General features: G+C 61.0%; 20 protein-coding genes and 1 rRNA gene. 10 read left to right on the top strand and 11 right to left on the bottom strand.

Annotated features, from left to right (window positions below; genetic code table 11):
- The first annotated feature begins 214 nt into the window (after positions 1-214).
- Both rrf and IE061_RS17535 read left to right on the top strand, forming a co-directional pair.
- Positions 215-330: ribosomal RNA gene (gene rrf / locus IE061_RS17530) — 5S ribosomal RNA — on the top strand.
- Between the two features lie 114 nt (positions 331-444).
- Entirely contained in the window at positions 445-1776 is a 1332-nt protein-coding gene (locus IE061_RS17535; protein WP_193462185.1) for a deoxyguanosinetriphosphate triphosphohydrolase, read from the top strand.
- On the opposite strand, the gene IE061_RS17540 is transcribed toward IE061_RS17535, so the two are convergent.
- From IE061_RS17540 to IE061_RS17550, 3 genes are all read right to left on the bottom strand, one after another.
- Positions 1773-2681, bottom strand: coding sequence for a nuclease-related domain-containing protein (locus IE061_RS17540; RefSeq protein ID WP_016915648.1), 909 nt, complete (start codon positions 2679-2681; stop codon positions 1773-1775). The genes IE061_RS17535 and IE061_RS17540 overlap by 4 nt on opposite strands.
- 61 nt (positions 2682-2742) lie before the next feature.
- Positions 2743-3117, bottom strand: a complete 375-nt coding sequence (locus IE061_RS17545; protein WP_039183560.1) for a translation initiation factor Sui1 — start codon at positions 3115-3117, stop codon at positions 2743-2745.
- A 19-nt stretch (positions 3118-3136) separates the two neighbouring features.
- On the bottom strand, positions 3137-3835 hold the full coding sequence (locus tag IE061_RS17550) for an HAD family hydrolase (protein WP_016915650.1): 699 nt from the start codon (positions 3833-3835) through the stop codon (positions 3137-3139).
- A 225-nt stretch (positions 3836-4060) separates the two neighbouring features.
- Between IE061_RS17550 and IE061_RS17555 the strand changes: the two genes are divergently transcribed.
- Positions 4061-4378, top strand: coding sequence for a hypothetical protein (locus tag IE061_RS17555; protein ID WP_016915651.1), 318 nt, complete (start codon positions 4061-4063; stop codon positions 4376-4378).
- A gap of 11 nt (positions 4379-4389) precedes the next feature.
- Here the strand turns inward: IE061_RS17555 and IE061_RS17560 are convergent, their stop codons facing one another.
- The 7 genes from IE061_RS17560 to tkt all read right to left on the bottom strand — a co-directional run bounded on the left by IE061_RS17560 (position 4390) and on the right by tkt (position 11368).
- Complete coding sequence (locus IE061_RS17560; RefSeq protein WP_016915652.1) at positions 4390-4734, bottom strand: hypothetical protein; 345 nt, start codon at positions 4732-4734, stop codon at positions 4390-4392.
- A gap of 116 nt (positions 4735-4850) precedes the next feature.
- The gene (gene fba, locus IE061_RS17565) at positions 4851-5915 is read right to left on the bottom strand and encodes a class II fructose-bisphosphate aldolase (protein ID WP_016915653.1); all 1065 of its coding nucleotides are present in this window, start codon (positions 5913-5915) and stop codon (positions 4851-4853) included.
- Positions 5916-5955: 40 nt separating this feature from the next.
- Complete coding sequence (locus IE061_RS17570) at positions 5956-7122, bottom strand: phosphoglycerate kinase (protein ID WP_193462186.1); 1167 nt, start codon at positions 7120-7122, stop codon at positions 5956-5958.
- Positions 7123-7166: 44 nt separating this feature from the next.
- Positions 7167-8204 (bottom strand): type I glyceraldehyde-3-phosphate dehydrogenase, encoded by a 1038-nt coding sequence (locus IE061_RS17575; RefSeq protein WP_193462187.1) that lies wholly within the window; start codon positions 8202-8204, stop codon positions 7167-7169.
- Between the two features lie 58 nt (positions 8205-8262).
- Positions 8263-8982, bottom strand: a complete 720-nt coding sequence (locus tag IE061_RS17580; RefSeq protein ID WP_039183567.1) for an LrgB family protein — start codon at positions 8980-8982, stop codon at positions 8263-8265.
- Positions 8972-9325, bottom strand: coding sequence for a CidA/LrgA family protein (locus IE061_RS17585; protein ID WP_193462188.1), 354 nt, complete (start codon positions 9323-9325; stop codon positions 8972-8974). The genes IE061_RS17580 and IE061_RS17585 overlap by 11 nt, the downstream gene beginning before the upstream one ends.
- Positions 9326-9376: 51 nt before the next feature.
- Positions 9377-11368, bottom strand: coding sequence for a transketolase (tkt, locus tag IE061_RS17590; protein ID WP_039183571.1), 1992 nt, complete (start codon positions 11366-11368; stop codon positions 9377-9379).
- Between the two features lie 243 nt (positions 11369-11611).
- Here tkt and metK point away from each other — a divergent pair, with 243 nt between their 5' ends.
- The 5 genes from metK (at position 11612) to ligB (ending at position 17656) form a co-directional block, all read left to right on the top strand.
- On the top strand, positions 11612-12832 hold the full coding sequence (gene metK / locus IE061_RS17595) for a methionine adenosyltransferase (RefSeq protein ID WP_016915659.1): 1221 nt from the start codon (positions 11612-11614) through the stop codon (positions 12830-12832).
- A 185-nt stretch (positions 12833-13017) separates the two neighbouring features.
- Positions 13018-14037, top strand: a complete 1020-nt coding sequence (locus tag IE061_RS17600; protein WP_193462189.1) for an ABC transporter substrate-binding protein — start codon at positions 13018-13020, stop codon at positions 14035-14037.
- Positions 14034-15092 carry a FecCD family ABC transporter permease gene (locus tag IE061_RS17605; protein ID WP_230478500.1) on the top strand — a complete coding sequence of 353 codons (1059 nt, stop codon included), beginning with the start codon at positions 14034-14036 and terminating at the stop codon, positions 15090-15092. Before IE061_RS17600 ends, IE061_RS17605 begins: the two co-directional genes overlap by 4 nt.
- The gene (locus tag IE061_RS17610; RefSeq protein ID WP_016915662.1) at positions 15089-15850 is read left to right on the top strand and encodes an ABC transporter ATP-binding protein; all 762 of its coding nucleotides are present in this window, start codon (positions 15089-15091) and stop codon (positions 15848-15850) included. The genes IE061_RS17605 and IE061_RS17610 overlap by 4 nt, the downstream gene beginning before the upstream one ends.
- Positions 15851-15976: 126 nt before the next feature.
- Positions 15977-17656 carry an NAD-dependent DNA ligase LigB gene (gene ligB / locus IE061_RS17615; protein ID WP_193462190.1) on the top strand — a complete coding sequence of 560 codons (1680 nt, stop codon included), beginning with the start codon at positions 15977-15979 and terminating at the stop codon, positions 17654-17656.
- Here the strand turns inward: ligB and IE061_RS17620 are convergent.
- A complete protein-coding gene (locus IE061_RS17620; protein ID WP_193462191.1) occupies positions 17653-18588 on the bottom strand; it encodes an AEC family transporter in 936 nt (311 codons plus the stop codon). The genes ligB and IE061_RS17620 overlap by 4 nt on opposite strands.
- A 140-nt stretch (positions 18589-18728) precedes the next feature.
- On the opposite strand from IE061_RS17620, the gene metF reads away from it, so the two are divergent.
- Complete coding sequence (gene metF / locus IE061_RS17625) at positions 18729-19568, top strand: methylenetetrahydrofolate reductase [NAD(P)H] (protein ID WP_016915665.1); 840 nt, start codon at positions 18729-18731, stop codon at positions 19566-19568.
- 173 nt (positions 19569-19741) lie between these two features.
- A complete protein-coding gene (locus IE061_RS17630; protein ID WP_193462192.1) occupies positions 19742-20959 on the top strand; it encodes an SLC13 family permease in 1218 nt (405 codons plus the stop codon).
- Positions 20960-20988: the final 29 nt, after the last annotated feature.

Below are 20988 nucleotides of genomic sequence, written 5' to 3' on the forward strand. Positions count from 1 at the left end.
GTGTGGAAGCGCTGCAAGGCGTTGAGCTAACGTGTACTAATGGCCCGTGAGGCTTGACCCTATAACACCCAAGGGGTCTGGTCGTGATGATAACGAAGAGTGTGACCGCACTCGCAACACCGGATACGCCGCAGTGAGCCCAAGTGCTTGCTGACAAGAGACGCACACAATACACGTCAACGAATACTCAGCATGATATGCATTACCTGTTACGCCTGACGACCATAGCACGCGTGAACCACCTGATCCCATGCCGAACTCAGAAGTGAAACCGCTTAGCGCCGATGGTAGTGTGGGGTCTCCCCATGTGAGAGTAGGTCATCGTCAGGCACTTATCCCGTAGAAAGCCCCGAGCACACTGTGTTCGGGGCTTTTTTCTGTGCGTTAAATTTGTCTACCCCTGGTGCTTTTATGTCAGAATGAAGGCTCCAAGGAGGAGTGCCGATGACACAAATGCAATGGGATCAGTTACTTTCCCCTCAGCGCTTACATGACAAGCGCCCCGGCAGTAACCGCGAAATAGGGCGCACTCCTTTCCACAAGGACCATGACCGCATCGTCTTCTCAGGCTCCTTTCGTCGCCTGGGGCGCAAGACGCAGGTGCATCCCCTTACCGAAAACGACCATATCCATACGCGGTTGACCCACTCCCTGGAAGTCGGCTGCGTGGGCCGCTCGTTGGGCATGATCGTCGGCGAGTTGCTGCGTGATCGGCTGCCGGAGTGGATCACCCCAGCTGACCTGGGCGTCATCGTGCAAACAGCCTGTCTCGGCCACGACATCGGTAACCCCCCCTTTGGCCATGCCGGTGAATATGCCATTCGTGACTGGTTTCGCCGTGCCGAGGGGAGTGGCTTGCTGGAGGGACTCTCCGAACAGGAGCGCCAGGATCTGCTGACCTATGAGGGTAATGCTCAGGGATTTCGTGTCATTACGCAGATCGAGTACAACCAGTTCAACGGCGGCATGCGGTTATCTGCAGCAACCCTGGGGACTCTGTTGAAATATCCCTGGACCGTTCGCTATGGTGGCCGCGCTGGCAAGTTTGGCTGTTATCAGTCCGAGCAGGCGTTGCTCAAGGAAGTCGCTGACGCCGTGGGTCTGCTTCCTCAGGGCGAGCAGCGCTGGTGCCGTCATCCACTGGCGTGGCTGGTCGAAGCAGCGGATGACATCTGTTATGCGCTGCTGGATCTGGAAGATGGCCTCGAAATGGGGATTCTGCGTTACGAAGAAGTCGTCGAAATACTGCGTCAGATTGCTGGCGAATTTCCCCCTGAGTATGAAGAGATGCAGCGCAAGAGTGTCTCGCAGCGCCGCCGTATCGCGCTACTGCGGGGGGCAGCCATGGAGCGTGCGGTCAATGATGTGGCGGCCGTGTTTGTACAGCATGAGCAGGCGCTGCTGAGCGGTACCTTGAGCGATGACCTGCTGGAGCTTTGCCATCCGGATCTGGGCTGGGGCGTGCAGTCTGCCAAGCAGTTGGCTCGAGAACGCATTTTCCAGAACGAGCGCAAGGCCAAGCTGGAAATCGGTGCCTACACCACGCTGGGGATTCTGCTGGAGGCGTTCATTGGTGCTGCCCATGAGCTACACCATACCGGGCAAAGCTCTTTCAAGCATCAGCGCGTGCTGGCACTGATCGGTGAAAACACGCCGCTGCCCTCCTGGACGCTCTACGACAGCTACCGTCGTATGCTGGATTTCATTGGTGGCATGACCGACCACTACGCCGTGGACCTTGCCCAGGAGATGGGCGGGCGGCTGCGCGGGGATTAAACCGACGGGTGGCGCAAATGTTTTAGCTCCATCAGCCGCACCCGTTCCAGCAAGGTATGGATGACCTTGTCATGGATGACGTCGCTCATATGGCCCGGTTTAAGCTCGCTCAACTGGCGTGACAACCGTTCTCCGCTGACCACCAGAATATCTGAAGCTGCCTCACTGGTATCGATTTGCCAGCCAGGCAGCACCAGCACGCCTCGAACGGGAACAGGCACCCCACAGCGTCGCTCCAGCCACTGGGTGAGCCAATTGACCCCCTGACGCGTCTTGTGCAGTGGGCGACGCTCCTGCCAATGGGGAAAGCGCAGCCGTTCGCGTTCGACGGCCACGCTATTGAGCTCGCGGCCATCCGAACCTATCGCCAGCGCTCTGGCGCGGGTTTCGACGACAAAGACGCCATGGGGCGTCACGACCACGTGGTCGATGGTGAAGCTGTCGGTAGGTACGTCGTGAAACACATAGTAAGGGTGTGCCTCCGGGCGGATGAGTCGCTCCAGCTCCTGGCCAACGGCCAGCTCGCAGGCCAGCCCCAGCTTCAGGCGACGGATACGCTGATAATCGCGTACCAGCAGCAGTGAAAACGCCAGTACCAGCAGCGTGCTGAGCAGCCCGTACAGTGCCCACTCCACCCAGTCCTGCTGCTCCACGAACAGCATGCGGCCCATGCCGTAGACCAAGGGCGCCAGACTCACCAAAGGCCCTAGCGTACCGTTTAGAAACAGGCTCGAGAATGCTTGATCCAGCCGGTAACGCAGTGCCTGCCCAGGCTCGTGAAGCGGGGCATCGAAAGGAGACTGCACGCGCGCATCATGCAGACTGCGCAGCGCCAGCACGATACCGCCCATTGCCGCCATCGGAAACAGGAAAATGAGAGGTAGCAGGTATTCCAACCAAACCATTGCGATGCCTTGCCCTTGAGCCGTTTACCAGAAGTAGAGCGATTGGTGCTACATCAATACTTCAACCGCCTGCCAATTTTACCTGATACCCCATGGAGGTTAGCGCGTCACGCAGGGTTTCGCGATGATCTCCCTGGATTTCGATCACGCCCTCCTTGACGGCGCCACCGGTGCCACAGCGCTGCTTCAGGGTCTTGGCCAGTGCTTTCAGCTCCGCGTGGGCCAGCGGTATACCGCTGATGGTGGTCACACCCTTGCCTTTGCGGCCACTGGTCTCTCGTCGAATTCGCACGATGCCATCCAACGTAGCCAATCGTGCCTGTTCGCTGGCGTCTTCGCAGTGGCAGTCGTCAATCGCGGCACGGCACTGGGGGCATGTCTTGCCATGCTCGGTGGAATACACCAGACCACCCAGTTGGTCACGTAATGAAGCCATGTCTTGTCTCTGCTGAGGGTTATTTCGCTGTCGAGTGATGCGGCATTGCCGTGTGCCATCGCTCGCGGGTCAAACGCTCCACAACGGCAGGCAACTGATACATGTTACTGATCATGATAGCGCCTTCCGGGGTATTTTCGGCATCCGGAAAGCGGTTTAAATGAATCACCGTCATGCCCGCTTGAAGTGCTGCCCTGACGCCGACCAGCGCATCGTCGATGGCAATGCACTGTGCGGCAGCAAACCCCATGATGCTGGCCGCATGTAAGTGCAGGCACGGCTCGGGTTTCCAGCAGTTGGCGGTATAGCCGCTGAACAGGCGATTATCGAAGTAATGGGTCAGGCCCGTGGCCTTCAGCGCCGCGCGTATCTTCGTTTCCGGGCCGTTGGAAACCACCGCGCTGGGGTAGTGCGACAAGGCTTCCAGTGCTTCCAGTGCCCCGGGAATGGTGGTGAGTTCGTTGGTCAGTCGCGTGGCCAGGTTGGCGCGCATATCGTGCTCCATGCGCTCGAGTTGTTCGATGTCGACTTGACCATGGCGGTCCTGCAGCTCGGCGACGATCCTGCGAAAGCGGGCGCCGCGAAATTCGCCCATATAGTCGGAGGCAGCGAAGGGAAGCCCCACCGTATTGAGGCCGCGTGCCATTTCTTCGGCAAGCAGAGGTTCGCTATCGACGAGCGTGCCATCACAGTCAAACAACAAAAGTGGAAGCGGCATGTCAGTTCCTTGCAGTACCTGAAGCACTACGCATGTTGGGGTAAGCCGACCATCTTGCTATTGAACGGGATTTTAGCTCCTTTGTGAACACTGTTTGATAATTTTTTACGTTTTCGTCGATGGCGGAGTCGCTGCACGTCGGGAAAGCCCCTGGCAGGTGCTTATCCCTCGGAGCGGCTATAGTGAACAGGTGCAATGACATGCATCATGAAAAAGGAGATTGATATGCGAGTATCCCCTTGGCTATTACCTTGGGTTTTGAGTGCATCCTTGTGTGTAGTCGCGGCCAGCGCGTGGGCAGACACCGCGGCTGAGAATGGACAGCACGAAGCGTTGGATGATGCGGCGCTGGAAGAGACGTACGGTATCAAGGCGGGGGCCGTCCGACGCGACGAACAGCCCGCCTCACAAGCGCAGGAAGATGCTGGCGACGATGATGAAGAGCATGCCGAAGGCGGCACTGGGGGCACCGGCAGTGCCGATGACGCCATGTTGCAAGGTGAAGACGAACAGAGCAGTGAAGAGCAAAGCAGCGATCAGTAATGCGATGCCGCTTAACGCGACAAGCGTCGTGAGTTGGCACTGCTGCGCCGATGGTAAGGCTTCATGGCTTGTTGACTGGTTGTCCACCATGGCGCGTACTGACCGCGCATGGCGCTGAACAAGACTTTTTGCATGATGAGGCCAGCTTCCACGCTGGCCTCGATCTTTTCAGTCACCATGCGCTGGTTTTCACGCATCATGGCAGGACTGAAAAAGGGCTGCGTTTGCCATAGTTGCTGACGCATGGAAATCGTGGAGAGCGAAGAGCTCCATAGCTCCATGCCCATGATGCCTGCTTTCCACAGGTCAAGGAACATCAGGGGCGGTGTCAGCATTGGCAGAGGGGTGTGCTTCATGGAGAAGGCTACCTGGTGAAGAAATGGGCGGTGTTGTTTAGTAATAGCTCATTATTGCTGCATTGCAATAAAAAAGGCGACCCGAAGGCCGCCTTGATGTCGTCGCGAGGCGCTGCTTATTTGATCTTGGGCGCCAGCTCACCACGCTCGTAGCGCTGGAACATGGCTTCCAGGCTGATCGGCTTGATCTTGCTCGCGTTGCCTGCGGTGCCAAAGGCTTCATAGCGGGCAATACACAGATCGCGCATGGCTGTGACGGTTTCTTTCAGGAACTTGCGCGGATCGAACTCTGATGGGTTCTCGGCCATGAAACGACGCACGGCGCCGGTCGAGGCCAGACGCAGGTCGGTATCGATGTTGACCTTGCGCACTCCGTGCTTGATGCCCTCGATGATCTCTTCCACCGGTACACCGTAGGTTTCCGGGATCTGACCACCGTAGCGGTTGATCACTTCCAGCCACTCCTGGGGTACCGAGGAGGAGCCGTGCATGACCAGGTGAGTATCCGGAATACGAGCGTGGATCTCTTTGATACGCTGGATCGAGAGCGTATCGCCCGTGGGCGGCTTGGTGAACTTGTAAGCGCCATGACTGGTGCCGATGGCAATGGCCAGGGCGTCCACATGGGTCGCCTTGACGAACTCGGCAGCCTCTTCCGGGTCGGTGAGCATCTGCTCCATATCCAGCTTGCCTTCGGCTCCAATACCATCTTCTTCACCGGCCATGCCGGTTTCCAGACTGCCCAGGCAACCCAGCTCGCCTTCCACGGAAACCCCACAGGCATGGGCCATTTCCACGGCACGACGGGTCACATCGACGTTGTAGTCGTAATCCATCGGCGTTTTACCGTCTTCGCCCAGGGAGCCATCCATCATCACGGAGGAGAAGCCGAGCTGAATGGAGCGCTGGCAGACAGCCGGGCTGGTGCCGTGATCCTGGTGCATGACGACCGGAATGTGCGGGAACTCTTCCACCGCCGCCAGAATCAGGTGGCGCAGGAAGGGGGCGCCAGCGTATTTGCGTGCGCCAGCAGATGCCTGCACGATCACCGGCGAGTCAGTTGCGTCAGCGGCTTCCATGATGGCCCGCATCTGTTCCAGGTTGTTCACGTTGAACGCGGGAATGCCGTAGCCGTATTCGGCGGCGTGGTCGAGCATCTGGCGCATGCTAATCAAAGCCATGGGGTCACCTTATTGGGTTGTATGTTCAGAGTTCTAAGTATTAGCGCTGAGCAGCGGCTTCCAGCGCGGCAACGGCCGGCAGCTGCTTGCCTTCCACGTATTCGAGAAATGCTCCGCCGCCGGTCGAGATATAGGAGACTCGGTCAGCGATCGCGTACTTGTCGATGGCCGCCAGGGTGTCTCCACCTCCAGCAATAGAGAACGCGGCACTGTCGGCAATGGCGCGGGAAATGACCTCGGTCCCCTTGCCGAACTGGTCGATTTCAAACACGCCCACGGGTCCGTTCCACAGGATCGTGCCAGCATCCTTGAGCAGGCTGGCCAAGTGGGCGGCCGTGTCGGGGCCAATGTCCAGAATCATTTCGTTGTCTGCCACCTGATCGACGGGCTTGACCACCGCCTCTGCTGCTTCGGAAAACTCGGTGGCCACCACTACGTCGGTAGGCAGCGGAATCTTCACCTTGGCCATCAGCGCCTTGGCCTGGTCGAGCAGGTCTGCTTCGTAGAGCGATTTGCCCACATTATAGCCTGCTGCCGCAATAAAGGTGTTGGCGATACCACCACCGACGATCAATTGATCGCATTTTTCGGACAGTGCGTTCAGCACGTCCAGCTTGGTGGAGACCTTCGAACCGCCGACGATAGCCGCCATGGGACGTGCGGGATTGGCCAGCGCTTTCTCCAGGGCATCGAGCTCCTGAGCAAGCAGAGGGCCAGCACATGCTTGGGGAGCAAAGCGCGCGACGCCATGGGTAGAGGCCTGGGCACGGTGAGCGGTTCCAAAGGCGTCCATGACGAAGATGTCGCACAGTGCGGCATACTGCCTGGCAAGCTGTTCGTCGTCTTTCTTCTCGCCACGATTGAAGCGCACGTTCTCCAGCAGTACCACGTCACCGTTCTGCAGCGTCGGGGCAGTGTCGAGGTAGTCGTTGACCAGTTTGACGGGGCTGCCGAGCAGTTCGCCCAGGCGCTCGGCGACGGGGGCCAGCGAGAACTCGTCAGCGGGTTCACCTTCCGTGGGGCGGCCCAGGTGGCTCATGAGCAGTACTTTGGCGCCCGCCTTGGCGGCAGCTTGTATGGTCGGCAGCGCAGCACGCAGGCGAGCATCGCTGGAAACACGGCCGTTCTTGATCGGCACATTCAGGTCTTCACGAATCAGTACGCGCTGCCCTTCCAGTGGCAGGTCGGTCATCTTTTGCACGTTCATGTGAGCGGTTTCCTCGTGTTCAAGCGAATGAAAGGTCGTGGCGGTCATGCCCGCTGGCGTAGCGTTGCCAGTCGCTGGCTGATATCCAGCATACGGTTGGCAAACCCCCACTCGTTGTCAAACCAGCACAGCAGCTTGAGCAGGCGCTTGCCTGCCACTCTGGTTTGCGTGGCGTCCAGAATGCCAGAGCGAGGGTCGTGATTGAAATCGATGGAGGCCATGGGGGCCTCGGTATAGCCCAGCACGCCCGCCAGCCGCTGTTGGCTGGCCTCGCGTAGCAGTGCATTGACCTGCTGGGCATCGGTGTCGCGGCGTACGGTAAGCGAGACATCCATGGCCGAGACGTTGATCGTGGGAACGCGCACGTGCAGACATTCGAAGCGGCCTGCCAGCGTTGGCATCAGACGGCTGATGCCCACCGCAAGCCCAGTATCGACCGGAACGATGGACTGCATCGCCGAGCGGGTAAGACGCAGGTCGGTCTGGTGGTAGGCGTCGATGACCGGCTGGTCGTTCATGGCCGAGTGAATCGTGGTGGTCACACCGTGCTCCAGCTCCAGTGCCTCATCCAGTATCGTCAGCAAGGGCACCAGGCAGTTCGTGGTGCAGGACGCCGCCGAGAGGATACGCTGTGCACCGCTGAGCTCATGCTCGTTGATCCCCCACACGATGGTGGCATCCACGTCGTTTTCTGCCGGTTGGGAAAACAGCAGCTGCCGTGCACCGGCCTTCAGGTGCCGCTCCGCCGTGGCGCGATCCTTGAAGCTTCCTGAGCACTCCAGTACCAGATCGATATCCAGGGCTTTCCAGGGAAGCGCATCGGGGTCACGCTCACATAGCACCTGAATGCGCTGGCCGTTGATCACCAGAGCGTCACCATCATTCTCGACCTCGCCAGGAAAGCGCCCGTGGGTGGTGTCGTAGCGGGTGAGATAGGTGATGGTGGCCAGGTCGGAAAGCTCGTTGATGGCGACCACTTCCAGATCGGGATGGCCGCGCTCCACCAGTGCACGCAGTACGCACTGGCCGATACGTCCATACCCATTGATTGCAATGCGGAACTTAGCGGTTGCGTTAGCCATGTCGCGAAGCGGCCCCAAAAAAAGTGGCTAGATGATAACGTACTTCAGCGCCCGTTGCTCAGCTGCCAGCTCCCACCAGCCCCCAGGCGAACGGCAGCAGCAACGCGGTGAATATGCCCGTCAAACTCATCCCGAGGGAGGCAAAGGCACCGGCAGTGGGGCTCATCTCAAAGGCCCTGACGGTGCCAATGGCATGACCGTTGAGCCCCAGGGCGAAGCCGAGCAGGCGCTCGTCGGTAATGTTCAGCCATCTGGCAGCGAGGCTTACCATCGGGATGGTGGCGACGCCAGTGACCAGCAGCGCGCCCATCAACAAGGCAACGCTGCCACCCAACTGTTCGGTGATCCCGATGGCAATCGGGGCAGTGACGGACTTGGCTGCAATGGAGGCGAGTACTTCTGGGCTGGCGCCGAGCAGCCAGGCAATCCCCAGGGAATAGCAGGCGGCCAGAGACGCCGCCACGGGCAGGCAAGCCGCCAAGGGGCGCCATAGCTCACGGATACGCGGTAGCTGTTGATAAAGGGGCATGCCGAGTGCCACGGTGGCAGGCCCCAGCAGTACGGTCAGCCAGGTCGCCCCCTGTTGGTAAATGGGGTAAGGCAAGCCCAGCACGGCAAGCGTGGCCGCCAGCAGCAAGGCGGCAATCAGTATGGCGGGTAGCCAGGCAGGGTTGCCCAGCCGCCGGAACAGCGCGGTGCCCAAGAGGTAAGCCGCGAGCGTCAGGCCCACGGCAAACAAGGGCGTTGCGGTCAATAAGGTGAGCGTGTCACTGGCCATGTTCACGTCCCATCAGACGCTTGAGCAACCACAGCGTAGTCAAGACGCTGAGCAGCGTGCCCAGGAGCAGTGCCGCCATGATGGCCAGCCACTGTCCGGCCAATTGATCCAGAATGAAAAAGACCCCGACCACGCCGGGCATGATCAGCATGGCCAGTAGTGCAATCAGGGGCTGGGCGGCGGCGGCAAGGCTTGTGGGCACACGGCCGATAAGGGCCAGAGTGACGCACAGCAGCAACATGCCGACTACGCCAGAAGAAATGGGCAGGCCGGAGAAGTGAACCACGGCTTCTCCGACCAGCCAGTAGCCGATCAGCCAAAGCAGGCCGTTCAGCGCGGGCATCTATAGGCCCGCGCTGCCTGTGCAGGCGTGATCAGGCAGGCTGAGACAAGCTCAGCCGAGCAGCTCATTGGCCTGCTTGACGATATTCTCGACCGTAAAGCCAAAGTGCTTGAACAGCTCGTCTGCCGGGGCCGACTCACCGTAGGTCGTCATGCCAATGACGCGCCCTTCCAGACCGACGTACTTGTACCAGTAGTCGGCGTGGCTTGCTTCGATGGCAATGCGCTTGGTCACGGCTTTGGGCAGCACGCTCTCGCGGTAGTCGGCGTCCTGACCGTTGAAGCGGTAAGTAGACGGCATGGACACCACGCGCACGGCCTTGCCCTGCTGCTCGAGCGTGGCCGCGGCTTCCATGGCCAGCGCCACTTCGGAGCCGGTGGCAATCAGGATCAGCGCGGGCGTGCCGTCGCAATCCTTCAACACGTAACCGCCGCGCTGGATGGCGGCCAACTGGGCCTTGGTGCGCGGCTGGTGCGGCAGGTTCTGGCGCGACAGTACCAGCGCAGTGGGGCCGGAGTGACGCTTGATGGCCGCATCCCAGGACGCCGCCGTCTCCACCGCATCGCAGGGACGCCAGGTGTTCAGGTTGGGCGTGGTGCGCAGGCTGGTGAGCTGCTCGATGGGCTGGTGGGTCGGGCCATCTTCGCCCAGACCGATAGAGTCGTGGGTGAACACGTAAATGGCCTGCTGGCCCATCAACGCCGCCATGCGTACGGCGTTGCGCATGTACTCCATGAAGATCAGGAAGGTCGCGCCATAAGGAACGAAACCACCGTGCAGGGCGATACCGTTCATCACTGCGCCCATGCCGAATTCACGCACACCGTAGTGCAGGTAGTTGCCGCTGGCATCTTCGGGAGTGATCGCTTTGGCGCCCTTCCAGAACGTCAGGTTGGAGGGCGCGAGGTCAGCGCTGCCGCCGAGCAGTTCCGGCATTTGCGGGCCAATCACGTTCAGCGCTTCAAACGACGCTTTACGCGATGCAATGCTTTCGCCCTTTTCCTGAGCCTGCTGCATCAATGCTTCGGTGGCCAGCTCCGTGGGCAGCTGCGCTTTCATGCGGCGTTTGAACTCACGAGCCTGCTCGGGGAATGCTTCGGTGTAGCGAGCGAAGCGGCCTTCCCACTCCTGCTGGCGAGCTTTACCCGCTTCGCGAGCATCCCAGGCGGAGTAAATGGGCTCGGGAATGTGGAAGGGAGCATGCTCCCAGCCTAGCTGCTTGCGCGCCAGCGCTACTTCATCGTCACCCAGCGGTGCGCCGTGGGCTTCTTCTTTGCCCTGCTTGTTGGGCGCTCCAAAGCCGATGATGGTTTTGCAGATGATCAGGCTCGGCTTGTCGTCCTGGCTTTTTGCCAGCTCGATGGCGGCTTTGACTTCTTCAGGTTTGTGGCCGTCGACGTTGGGCACCACGTGCCAGCCGTAGGACTCGAAGCGCTTGGCGGTATCGTCGGTGAACCAGCCTTCGACTTCGCCATCGATGGAGATGCCGTTGTCGTCGTACAGGGCAATCAGCTTGCCCAGCTGCTGGGTGCCGGCCAGGGACGCCGCTTCATGGGAAATGCCTTCCATCAAGCAGCCATCGCCCAAGAAACACCAGGTGTGGTGGTCAACGATGGTGTGGCCGGGGCGGTTGAACTGTGCGGCGAGGGTTTTCTCGGCAATGGCAAAGCCGACGGCGTTGGCGAAGCCCTGGCCCAAGGGGCCGGTGGTGGTTTCGATGCCGGGAGCGTAGCCGTACTCAGGATGGCCTGCCGTGGGCGAGTGCAGCTGGCGGAAGTTTTGCAGCTGTTCCAGGCTGAGTTCGTAACCGCTCAGGTGCAGCAGCGAGTAGAGCAGCATGGAGCCATGGCCGTTCGACAGCACGAACCGGTCGCGATCGGCCCACTTGGGGTCTTCGGGGTTGTGCTTGAGGTAGTCATTCCACAGCACCTCGGCAATATCAGCCATGCCCATGGGTGCGCCGGGATGGCCAGATTTGGCCTTCTGAACGGCATCCATGGAAAGGGCGCGAATGGCATTGGCCAGCTCAAAACGGGACGGCATGGGGTGCTCCTCGCCTGAAAACGGAAAGAATAAAGGCGCTATTGTCGCTGACTTCCTCGGCGGCGGCAAATTCTCGGGGTGCGTTCTGGGAAGAACCCCCAACAGCGTGTAGACTCTGCCTCCCGAAGTAGTAGTGAAAAGGCTCTGCTGCTTCTATATACGGGCAGGGAACCTCCTGCCATGATTTCCTGCTGATGCTGCGGTCATAACGAAGCAGCCGTCATACAGAGGGTCGAGTGCGCGATGAGCGAATATTCCCTGTTTACCTCCGAGTCTGTTTCCGAAGGTCATCCTGACAAGATTGCTGACCAGATTTCTGATGCGGTGCTGGATGCCATTATCGCCCGTGACAAGCAGGCGCGTGTTGCCTGTGAAACGATGGTGAAGACGGGTGTTGCCATTATTGCGGGTGAAATTACCACCTCGGCATGGGTTGATCTCGAAGCGCTGGTGCGTGATGTGATCACCGATATCGGCTATACCTCCTCACAGGTAGGCTTCGATGGTGCCACCTGTGGCGTGATCAACCTGATCGGCAAACAGAGTGTGGATATTGCTCAGGGCGTTGATCGCACCAAACCCGAAGATCAAGGGGCGGGCGACCAGGGCCTGATGTTCGGTTACGCCACCAACGAAACCGACTCCTTCATGCCGGCCCCTATTCACTACTCCCATCGCCTGGTCGAGCGTCAGGCAGAGCTGCGCAAGCATGGCCTGCTGCCTTGGCTGCGTCCTGATGCGAAGAGTCAGGTCACCTTCCGCTACAATGCCGAAGGCCAACCCTGTGGCGTGGATGCCGTGGTGCTGTCGACCCAGCATGACCCGGAAATCGATCAGGAAGACCTGCGCAAGATGGTCAAGCGCGAAATCATCGAGCAGGTGATTCCCGCAGAGTGGCTGGATGCGAACACCCAATACCATATCAACCCGACCGGCAAGTTCGTGATCGGTGGCCCAGTGGGCGACTGTGGTTTGACGGGGCGTAAAATCATCGTCGATACCTACGGCGGCATGGCCCGTCACGGCGGCGGTGCGTTCTCGGGCAAGGATCCCTCCAAGGTAGACCGCAGTGCGGCCTACGCGGGCCGTTACGTGGCGAAGAACGTGGTTGCTGCAGGCTTGGCCGACAAGTGCGAGATTCAGGTGTCTTACGCCATCGGTGTGGCAGAGCCCACCTCCGTGTCGATCGACACCTTCGGCACAGGCAAGATCGACGATGCGAAAATCGTCGAACTGGTGCGCGAGCATTTTGACCTGCGCCCCTATGCGATCACCACCATGCTCGACCTGCTGCACCCGATGTATCGTCTGACCTCTGCCTACGGCCACTTTGGTCGCGAGCCGTTCGAGCATAGCTACCGTTGGACGGACGACAAAGGGGAAGAGCATACCGAGACGTTTACGGCGTTCCCTTGGGAGAAAACCGACAAGGCCGACGCGCTGCGCAAGGCGGCTGGTTTGTAAACACGGATTGGCTCGATGCTGCCCTCACGCCCTTGGCTTACCGCCAAGGGCGTTTTTGTTTGGGCTGACAGGCCAAGGATTGCGACGCGAATGATTTGCGCTTATATTGCGATCGCGCGTAAATGAGTATCAGTCTCTATACGTCGCTGCCTATGACGCCTCTTACCCATCGTGATGAGTGATCCATGACACGTCTTCTTGCTGTGACCGGATGTTGTACCCTGCTGAGCCTGGCATCCTCCTCTGCCTTGGCGGGAGACACGCAGTATCCTTTGACGCTGAACAACTGTGGCGTTGAGGTCACCTTCGACCAGCCCCCCGAGCGGGCCATTGGCTTGGGGCAGGCCAGTGCCGAGATCATGCTGTTGCTCGGCCTGGAAGACCGGATGGTGGGCACTGCCTTCTGGCCGAACCAGGTGTTGCCGCAGCTGGCCGAGGCCAATGCCAAGGTAGAGGTATTGACGGTCGAGTTTCCTACCTTCGAGTCCATTCTGGCCAAGGAGCCGGACCTCGTGACGGCGGCCCTGCCGAGCCTGATAGGCCCCTCCAGCAGAGTGGCCACCCGTGAAGACTTCGACAGCGTGGGGGTGGCGACTTACCTGTCCCCCAACACTTGCGTTGCCGAAGAGGCGGCCAAGGACAAGTTCGGCTACGGCAGTCGCGACCAGCTCTGGAGCATGGATGGCCTGTATCAGGAGATCGATGAGATTGCCCAGATCTTCGACGTCAACGACCGGGGCCAGGCGCTGATCGAAGATCTCGAGCAGCGGGAAGCCGCCCTGCGGGCTGCGACCCCCGAAGGTAGCGAACCGCTCTCCTTCGTCTTCTGGTTCTCCAGCCCGTCGCCGTCTGCGGACGCCTACCTTGGCGGCAAGAACGGTGCCTCCGGCTTTATCGCCGACGTGTTGGGCGGTACCAATGCCATCGACGCTGATGCGGAGTGGCCAGCCCTTGGGTGGGAAAGCATCATCGCGTCCGACCCGGACGTCGTCGTGGTCGCCCGTGTCGATCGTAATCGCTGGGATCTGGACAACGCAGAGGCCAAGATCGAGTTCCTCAACTCGGACCCCGCCACCCGCGAAATGAGAGCGGTGCAGAACGGAGCCATCGTGGTCATGGATGGCCATGCCATGGACCCGACGGTGAGAACGATCTTCGGGGCTGAGCAAGTAGCGGAACAGCTCGAGGCGCTGGGTCTGAGATGAGCGCCACCCTTGGCATGCCGCAAGTGGTTGAGCGTCTGCCCCGGCTGGTGTGGGTGGCAGGCTTGCTGCTTGGCTCACTGGTCGCGATTGGTCTGGTGGTGGGCATCAGCGTTGGGATCGGCGATATGCCGATCCCGCTCTCCACCACCTATGCGGTAATCACCAACAAGCTCGGCTGGACGTCTTTCGAACTCAATCGTATCCACGAAGCCATCGTCTGGGATTACCGCTTGAGCCGGGCGCTGGTGGCGGCCTTTTGTGGCGCGGGTCTGGCACTGGCTGGAGCCATCATGCAGTCGATGCTGCGCAATCCTTTGGCAGAGCCCTATGTGCTGGGTATCTCTGCCGGAGCATCCACTGGCGCCGTGCTGGTTGTCATGCTGGGGCTGGGCGCTGGCGCGGTGTCGCTATCCACCGGGGCGTTCGTGGGAGCCTTCGCTGCCTTCCTGTTCGTGGCACTACTCTCGAATGGGGCGCGGGGCGGCGCCGATCGCACGATATTGGCCGGGGTCGCGGCCTCGCAGCTGTTCAACGCCGTGACCTCCTATTTCGTTACCACCGCTGGCAATGCCCAGCAGGCTCGGGACGTGATGTTCTGGCTGCTCGGCAGCTTCGGTGGCGTACGCTGGCCAGATTTTTTGCTGGTGTCGGTGGTGGTCGGGTTGGGGCTGGTGGCCTGCCTATGCTATGCGCGGGTGCTGGATGCCTTTGCCTTCGGCGATGAGGCTGCCGCTTCGCTGGGGGTCAACGTCGGCCGAACGCGGCTCGTCCTGTTCGCCCTTACCGCCGTCATGACGGCGGCCATCGTCAGTATGGTGGGCACGATCGGCTTCGTGGGGCTGGTGGTGCCTCACGCGGCCCGCTTCGTGGTCGGGCCACGCCACTCACGGCTACTGCCTGCCTGTGCCATTGTGGGGGCAATTTTCATGGTATTGGCGGACATCGCCTCCCGGGTGTTGATACCGCAGCAATCTTTGCCGATTGGCGTTGTGACGGCGCTGGTAGGCGTACCGTTCTTCGCTGTCATTCTTTACCGGTTACAGCGCACATCATGAGTATCAAGGCCGAACATCTGGTCTGGAAAATTGGCCCTAAAACGGTGATTGATGGGGTCTCCTTCGAGGCTGAGCCGGGCAAGCTGCTGGGATTGCTGGGCCCTAATGGTTCCGGCAAGACCTCGCTGCTTCGTCTGCTGGCGAGGCTCAAGACCCCTCACGCAGGACGAGTTCTGCTGGACGGCCAGGACCTCGCCACCTATCGGCGTCGTGCCATCGCCCAGCGAGTTGCTTTCATCGAGCAGCACGCCACCACCAACGCCAACCTCAAGGTCATCGACGTGGTCAAGCTGGGGCGCTTTCCCCACCGCACGATGCTTTCGGGGTGGACCCGTGAAGATGATCGAGCGGTCAACGAGGCACTCGAGCGTACCGGCATGAGTGGGAAGCGCGACGATGCCTGGCAGAGCTTGTCTGGCGGTGAAAAGCAGCGTACCCATGTGGCGCGCGCCTTGGCCCAGTCTCCCAGCGAGTTGATCCTCGACGAGCCGACCAACCATCTCGACGTGCAGCACCAGATAAGCCTGCTGCGGTTGATTTCCAGCCTGCCGATGACCAGCATCATCGCGCTCCATGACCTCAATCACGCCGCCATGTACTGTGACCGCCTGATCGTCATGCAAGCGGGGCGGATCGTTGCCTCAGGCACCCCTCAGGACGTATTGACCCAGCGCCTGCTGCGCGAGGTCTTCTCCGTCGATGCCCATATCGAAACCTCTCCGCATCATGCGCGTCCGCATATCCATTTTGCCCGCTAGCGGCAGCCCCTGCGTCGATGTTGCGTTGTTGCATCACGTCCAGTTTGAGTTAAGTTAACATTAGTACGGTGGTTCAGGCGCGGTGGTGCAGGCACCGATGGTTTTGCTGATCATCAGGGGGCGGCGATGGGGTGGCGGTGGATATTCAGAGCAGGGTGGCTGAGTGGCCTGTGCGCTCTGGCGCTGACGGCGCAGGCCGAGGAGTGCCCGGCATGGCCACAGGAGCGCCTTGTTCAAGAGCGCCAGACGCTGGCCGAGCATATCGCGCTGTGGGACCGTGCCTACCATGACGCGGGTGAGTCGCTGATTGCCGATGAGCTTTACGATCAGGCGCTGGCGAGGCTGGCGCATTGGCAAACCTGTCTGGACGACACCACGCCCCACCGTCCCCTGACCCGATCCACCCGTAGCGATGGCACGGTGACTCACGCGGCTCCGCAAACCGGGCTCCACAAGGCCGACGAGGCCGGAGTGCGGCGTTTTACCAGCCGTCGCCAAGGGCTATGGATACAGCCCAAGGTGGACGGTGTAGCGGTGACTTTGCGCTATCGGCAAGGGGAATTGGTCGAAGCGGTCAGCCGCGGCGATGGGGAGCGCGGCCAGAACTGGACCGAGCGCGTTCGGCAACTGCCCGATGTGCCTGCTTCGCTACCCGAGCCGCTATCGGCGGTGTTTCAGGGCGAGCTCTATTGGCAGCTTGATCGGCATATCCAGTCGCAAGCTCCCGAGGTTGGCGCGCGCGGTGCGGTGGCCGGGGCCATGGCGCAGCAGGCACCCAGTGAGGCGACGCTTTCCCGCGTAGGCTTGTTCGTGTGGGATTGGCCCGATGGGCCTACCGAGATGGCGGAGCGGCTGGCGCGACTGACGGCACTGGGGTTCGATACGGCCGAGTACACGCACCCGGTTGCGGGCCATCAGCAAGCGGCCGAATGGCGCGAGCGCTGGTTCAACGAGCCGCTGCCCTTCGCTACCGATGGCGTGGTGCTCAAGCAGGCCGAACGCCCTGGCATTCGTCACTGGTCGGCGTCGCCGCCGGAGTGGGCCATCGCCTGGAAATACCCCGCGCAGCAAGCGCTGGCCCAGGTGCGTGGTATCGAATTTCGGGTGGGGCGCACTGGGCGAGTGACGCCCGTGCTATGGCTGTATCCCGTGAGCCTGGAAGGGCGCAGCATTCGTCGTGTATCGCTAGGGTCGCTGGAGCAGTGGCAGGCCTGGGATGTTCGCCCAGGAGACCATGTGGCCGTGACGCTGGCAGGACTGACGATTCCTCAAGTCACCAGCGTAGTCTGGCAGAGTGCTGAGCGGGCGCCGCTCAGCGTGCCATCGCCAGCGCGTTATGACCTGCTGAGTTGCCTGACGCTGACCCCCGATTGTGATGCCCAGCTATTGGCACGCCTGACCTATCTGGGGAATCAGCTAGGTATGCGTGGCATCGGCGAAGGCACTTGGCAGGCCTTGATGCGTGCCGGGGTCGTGACGGAGCTGCTGGGCTGGCTGGCGCTGTCGGAGGCGCAGCTGCAACAGGCCCATGGTATTGGCCCCGCCACGGCCGCCTCGCTGGCGGCACAGTTTGCGGCGGCACGGCAGGCGCCCTATGCCGCCTGGTTACGTGCGCTGGGCGTACCGCCGGGCGGCAGCGCCGAGCAGGGGGAGTGGGCAACGCTGGAAGGACTCTCCCGCGCCGAGTGGCAGGACCAGCCTGGGGTGGGCCCCGTCCGAGCCGAAGCGCTGGTGGCGTTCTTTGGCCATCCCGAGATCCAGCGGATGGCACGTCAGCTTCAGCAGGCGGGTGTGGAGGGCTTCTAGGCCAGCCCGGCCAGGTAGAGCATCAACCCCAGATAGAACGGGATCAGCAGTGGCGCCAATAGCGTCGTGGTCAACACGGCCAAGGCGCCTTTTTGGGGCTGAATGCCCAGCTCCATGGCCACGACCACCACATTGGAGGCCATCGGTACCACCCCCAGCAACAGCAGCGCCATGGCCAGCTCCGGTGCCAGCGGCGTCAGCTGTTGCAGCACCAGCACGGCACCGACCATGACCAGTGGCCACAGAACGTAGCGCAGCCCCACGCAGGCTGCCACGAAGCGCGTATCCCAGGCGGCCAGCGTCACCTGGCTCAGCGTCATGCCAATGATCATCATGCCCAGCAGGGTGTACGTGGCGGGAAAGACGGCCAGCGAGTTCATCATTGGCTCGGGGAGCACTACACCCAGCGAGCTGAGCAGCAGGGCCAGCAGGAAGGCATAGACCAGCGGCAGGCGGGCAATCTTGATCAGACTCTGGCGCACCGAGAAGTGCCCTCGCGCGCTCAGGTAAAAGCCCACGGTAAATTCATACAGGTTGATCCCCAGCATGCAGAACAGGTACAGCGTGACGCCCTCCGGCGGCAGCAAGATCAGCGCCACGGGCAGGCCGAAATAGCCGGTGTTGCCGGTGCCGGAGGAAAAGGCCAGCAGAGCACCCTCCTGGGGGCCGAAGCGATGGCGGGTCAAGCGATGTACCAGCAGCGCCATGGCGCTGACCAGCAGAAACATGGCCAGCGACAGGGTCAGATAGGCTGCCGTGGGGCCGCCGTTCATCAGCGCGCGGAAAATCGTCAGGGGAGCAATGAGATAGACCAGCAGCGTGGCAATCGGGCGGGGGTCGATCTTGAGCCGCTGGGCCGCAAGGAACCCTAACCCGACATAGCCCAGCAGCATCAACAGTGGCCCCATCAACGTCGCGGGTGCTAAATCCATTTCTCCTCCTTGAATTTTGTCTGCCGAACAACATGAGCCGAATTGAAGATCGTGCGTGAAATCTTTCATTAGCCGCCACGCGGGTAAGCAGCGAGAATACCTCACATAATGATCACTTTGTTGTACTGCGAGGATACACCATGAGCAGCCAGGAACATCCGTTAGGTATCAGCTTCGAGTTTTTTCCGCCCAATACCGATGCCGGCCGGGAGAAGCTGATTCACGTGCGCGATGAGCTGGCCGCATGTAACCCTCGTTTCTTCTCGGTGACCTACGGGGCTGGCGGGTCCACGCAGGCGCGTACCCGCGATATCGTGCGTACCGTGAGTGAGAGCGGTATTACCACCGCCCCGCACCTTTCCTGTATCGGCAGCGAGAAAGCCCAACTACGTGACCTGCTGGCCCAGTATCAGTCGGAAGGCGTGGATAGCCTGGTGGCGCTACGTGGCGATATGCCGTCCGGCATGGGCAGTATCGGCGAGCTGCGCTACGCCAACGAGCTGGTCGAGTTCATCCGTGCCGAAACCGGTGATCACTTCGATATCGCCGTGGCGGCCTATCCAGAATCTCATCCACAGGCTCCCAGCCTCGACAAGGATGTGGAAAACTTTGCCCGCAAGATGAACGCGGGCGCCAATATGGCGATTACCCAGTACTTCTTCACCGCCGACGCCTACTTCCACTTCGTGGACAAAGCGCGGGCGCTGGGTGTCGAGCAGCCGATCATTCCCGGCATCATGCCCATCACCAACTACACCAAGCTGGCGCGCTTTTCCGATGCCTGCGGTGCCGAAATCCCCCGCTGGATTCGCAAGCAGCTGGAAGCCTATGGCGATGACAGCGAGGCTATCGCGGCCTTTGGCACCGAGGTGGTGACGCGCCTGTGCGAGCGCCTGCTGGATGGTGGCGCGCCGGGGCTGCACTTCTATACGCTCAATCAGGCCGCGCCGGTCATGAAGATCGTCGATAATCTCACCTGACCTGTTGCCGATGTGATCCATGAGAACCGACCTGCGTCCTCTGGCGCAGGTCGGTTTTTTTGATGGGGGTGCGACAGGCGCCGCGCGTGGAAGGCCCGGCTTGGAGAGTGGGCAAGGCATGGCTAACCACCGTATGATGCCTGCTCATTGAACCGTGACGGGAGCAGGAAACGATGTGGCTGATAGCTGCCATGTTCGCAGTGACCTATGTGGGAATGGCCGTGGGCCGGCTGCCCGGTTTGCAGGTGGACCGTGCCTGGATAGCGCTCTCTGCAGCCTGTGTACTACTGCTGACCGGCACCGTGAGCCTAGCGGACGTTGGTCAGCATATCGATGTAGGTGCCCTAGTGTTGCTGCTGGCGCTGATGCTGGTATCGGCACAGTTCGGCTTTTCCGGCGTCTACGGGCGTTTGTCTGCGCTGATCATGCGCCACGCCGAGCGTCCCAGCGTCCTGTTGCTGGGCGTCGTGCTGCTGGGTGGTGTGCTGTCGGCACTGCTGGTCAATGACATCGTGGCCTTTGCGATGACGCCGCTGCTCTGTCAGGCGCTGTTGGCTCGTGGCCTGGATCCTCGCCCCTATTTATTGGCGCTGGCGCTGTCGTGTAACGCAGGCTCGGCTGCCAGCCTGATCGGTAATCCGCAGAACATTCTCATTGGGCAGGTCGGCGGGCTCGATTTTTGGGCCTACAGCCTGCAGGCGCTGGTCCCCGCCGTTGCCGCACTGGGCATCACCTACGCCGTCATCTGGGGCATGTGGCGTCACCGCTGGGTGTTGAACGAGCCAGGGGCGGCGCCTGTGCCGCTGAGCGTGTCCCAGGAAAGCCTGCGTTATAAACCGCTGCTGGCAGCCATGGCGCTGCTGGTCCTGTTCTCGACCCCGCTGCCTCGCGAATGGTCGGCGCTCGCGGTAGCGCTGGTATTGATGATGTCGCGCCAAGTCGCCAGCCACCGATATGTGCAGGCGGTGGACTGGAACCTGTTGCTGCTGTTCATGGGGCTCTTCATTGTCACCGGCAGTGTCGCTTCCTTGCCGGAGGCGGGGGTGTTGGTCAACCAGTGGCTGGGGTCGGGAGGTGTGCCGGATGACCCATGGCACATGGCCGGGATATCGCTGGTGGCCAGCAACGTGATCGGTAACGTACCTTTTGTGATCTTGCTACTGGGGCTGTTCCCGCAACTGCCCGAGGCCACGCTGGTCATGCTGGCGGTCATGTCGACGTTGGCAGGTAATTTGCTGCTGATTGGCAGCGTGGTGAATCTGATCGTGGCAGAGGGGGCCAGGCGGCAGGGCGTTCACCTTGGCTTTCTTACCTTTGCCAAGGCGGGTATTCCGGTGACGCTGCTATCGATGCTGGTGGCGGGTGGGTGGTTTGCACTAGGCGTGCGCTGACAAAAAGGCCGACTCCTGGGAGTCGGCCT

It is taken from the genome of Vreelandella hamiltonii (assembly GCF_014651795.1).
Lineage (GTDB): Bacteria > Pseudomonadota > Gammaproteobacteria > Pseudomonadales > Halomonadaceae > Vreelandella > Vreelandella hamiltonii.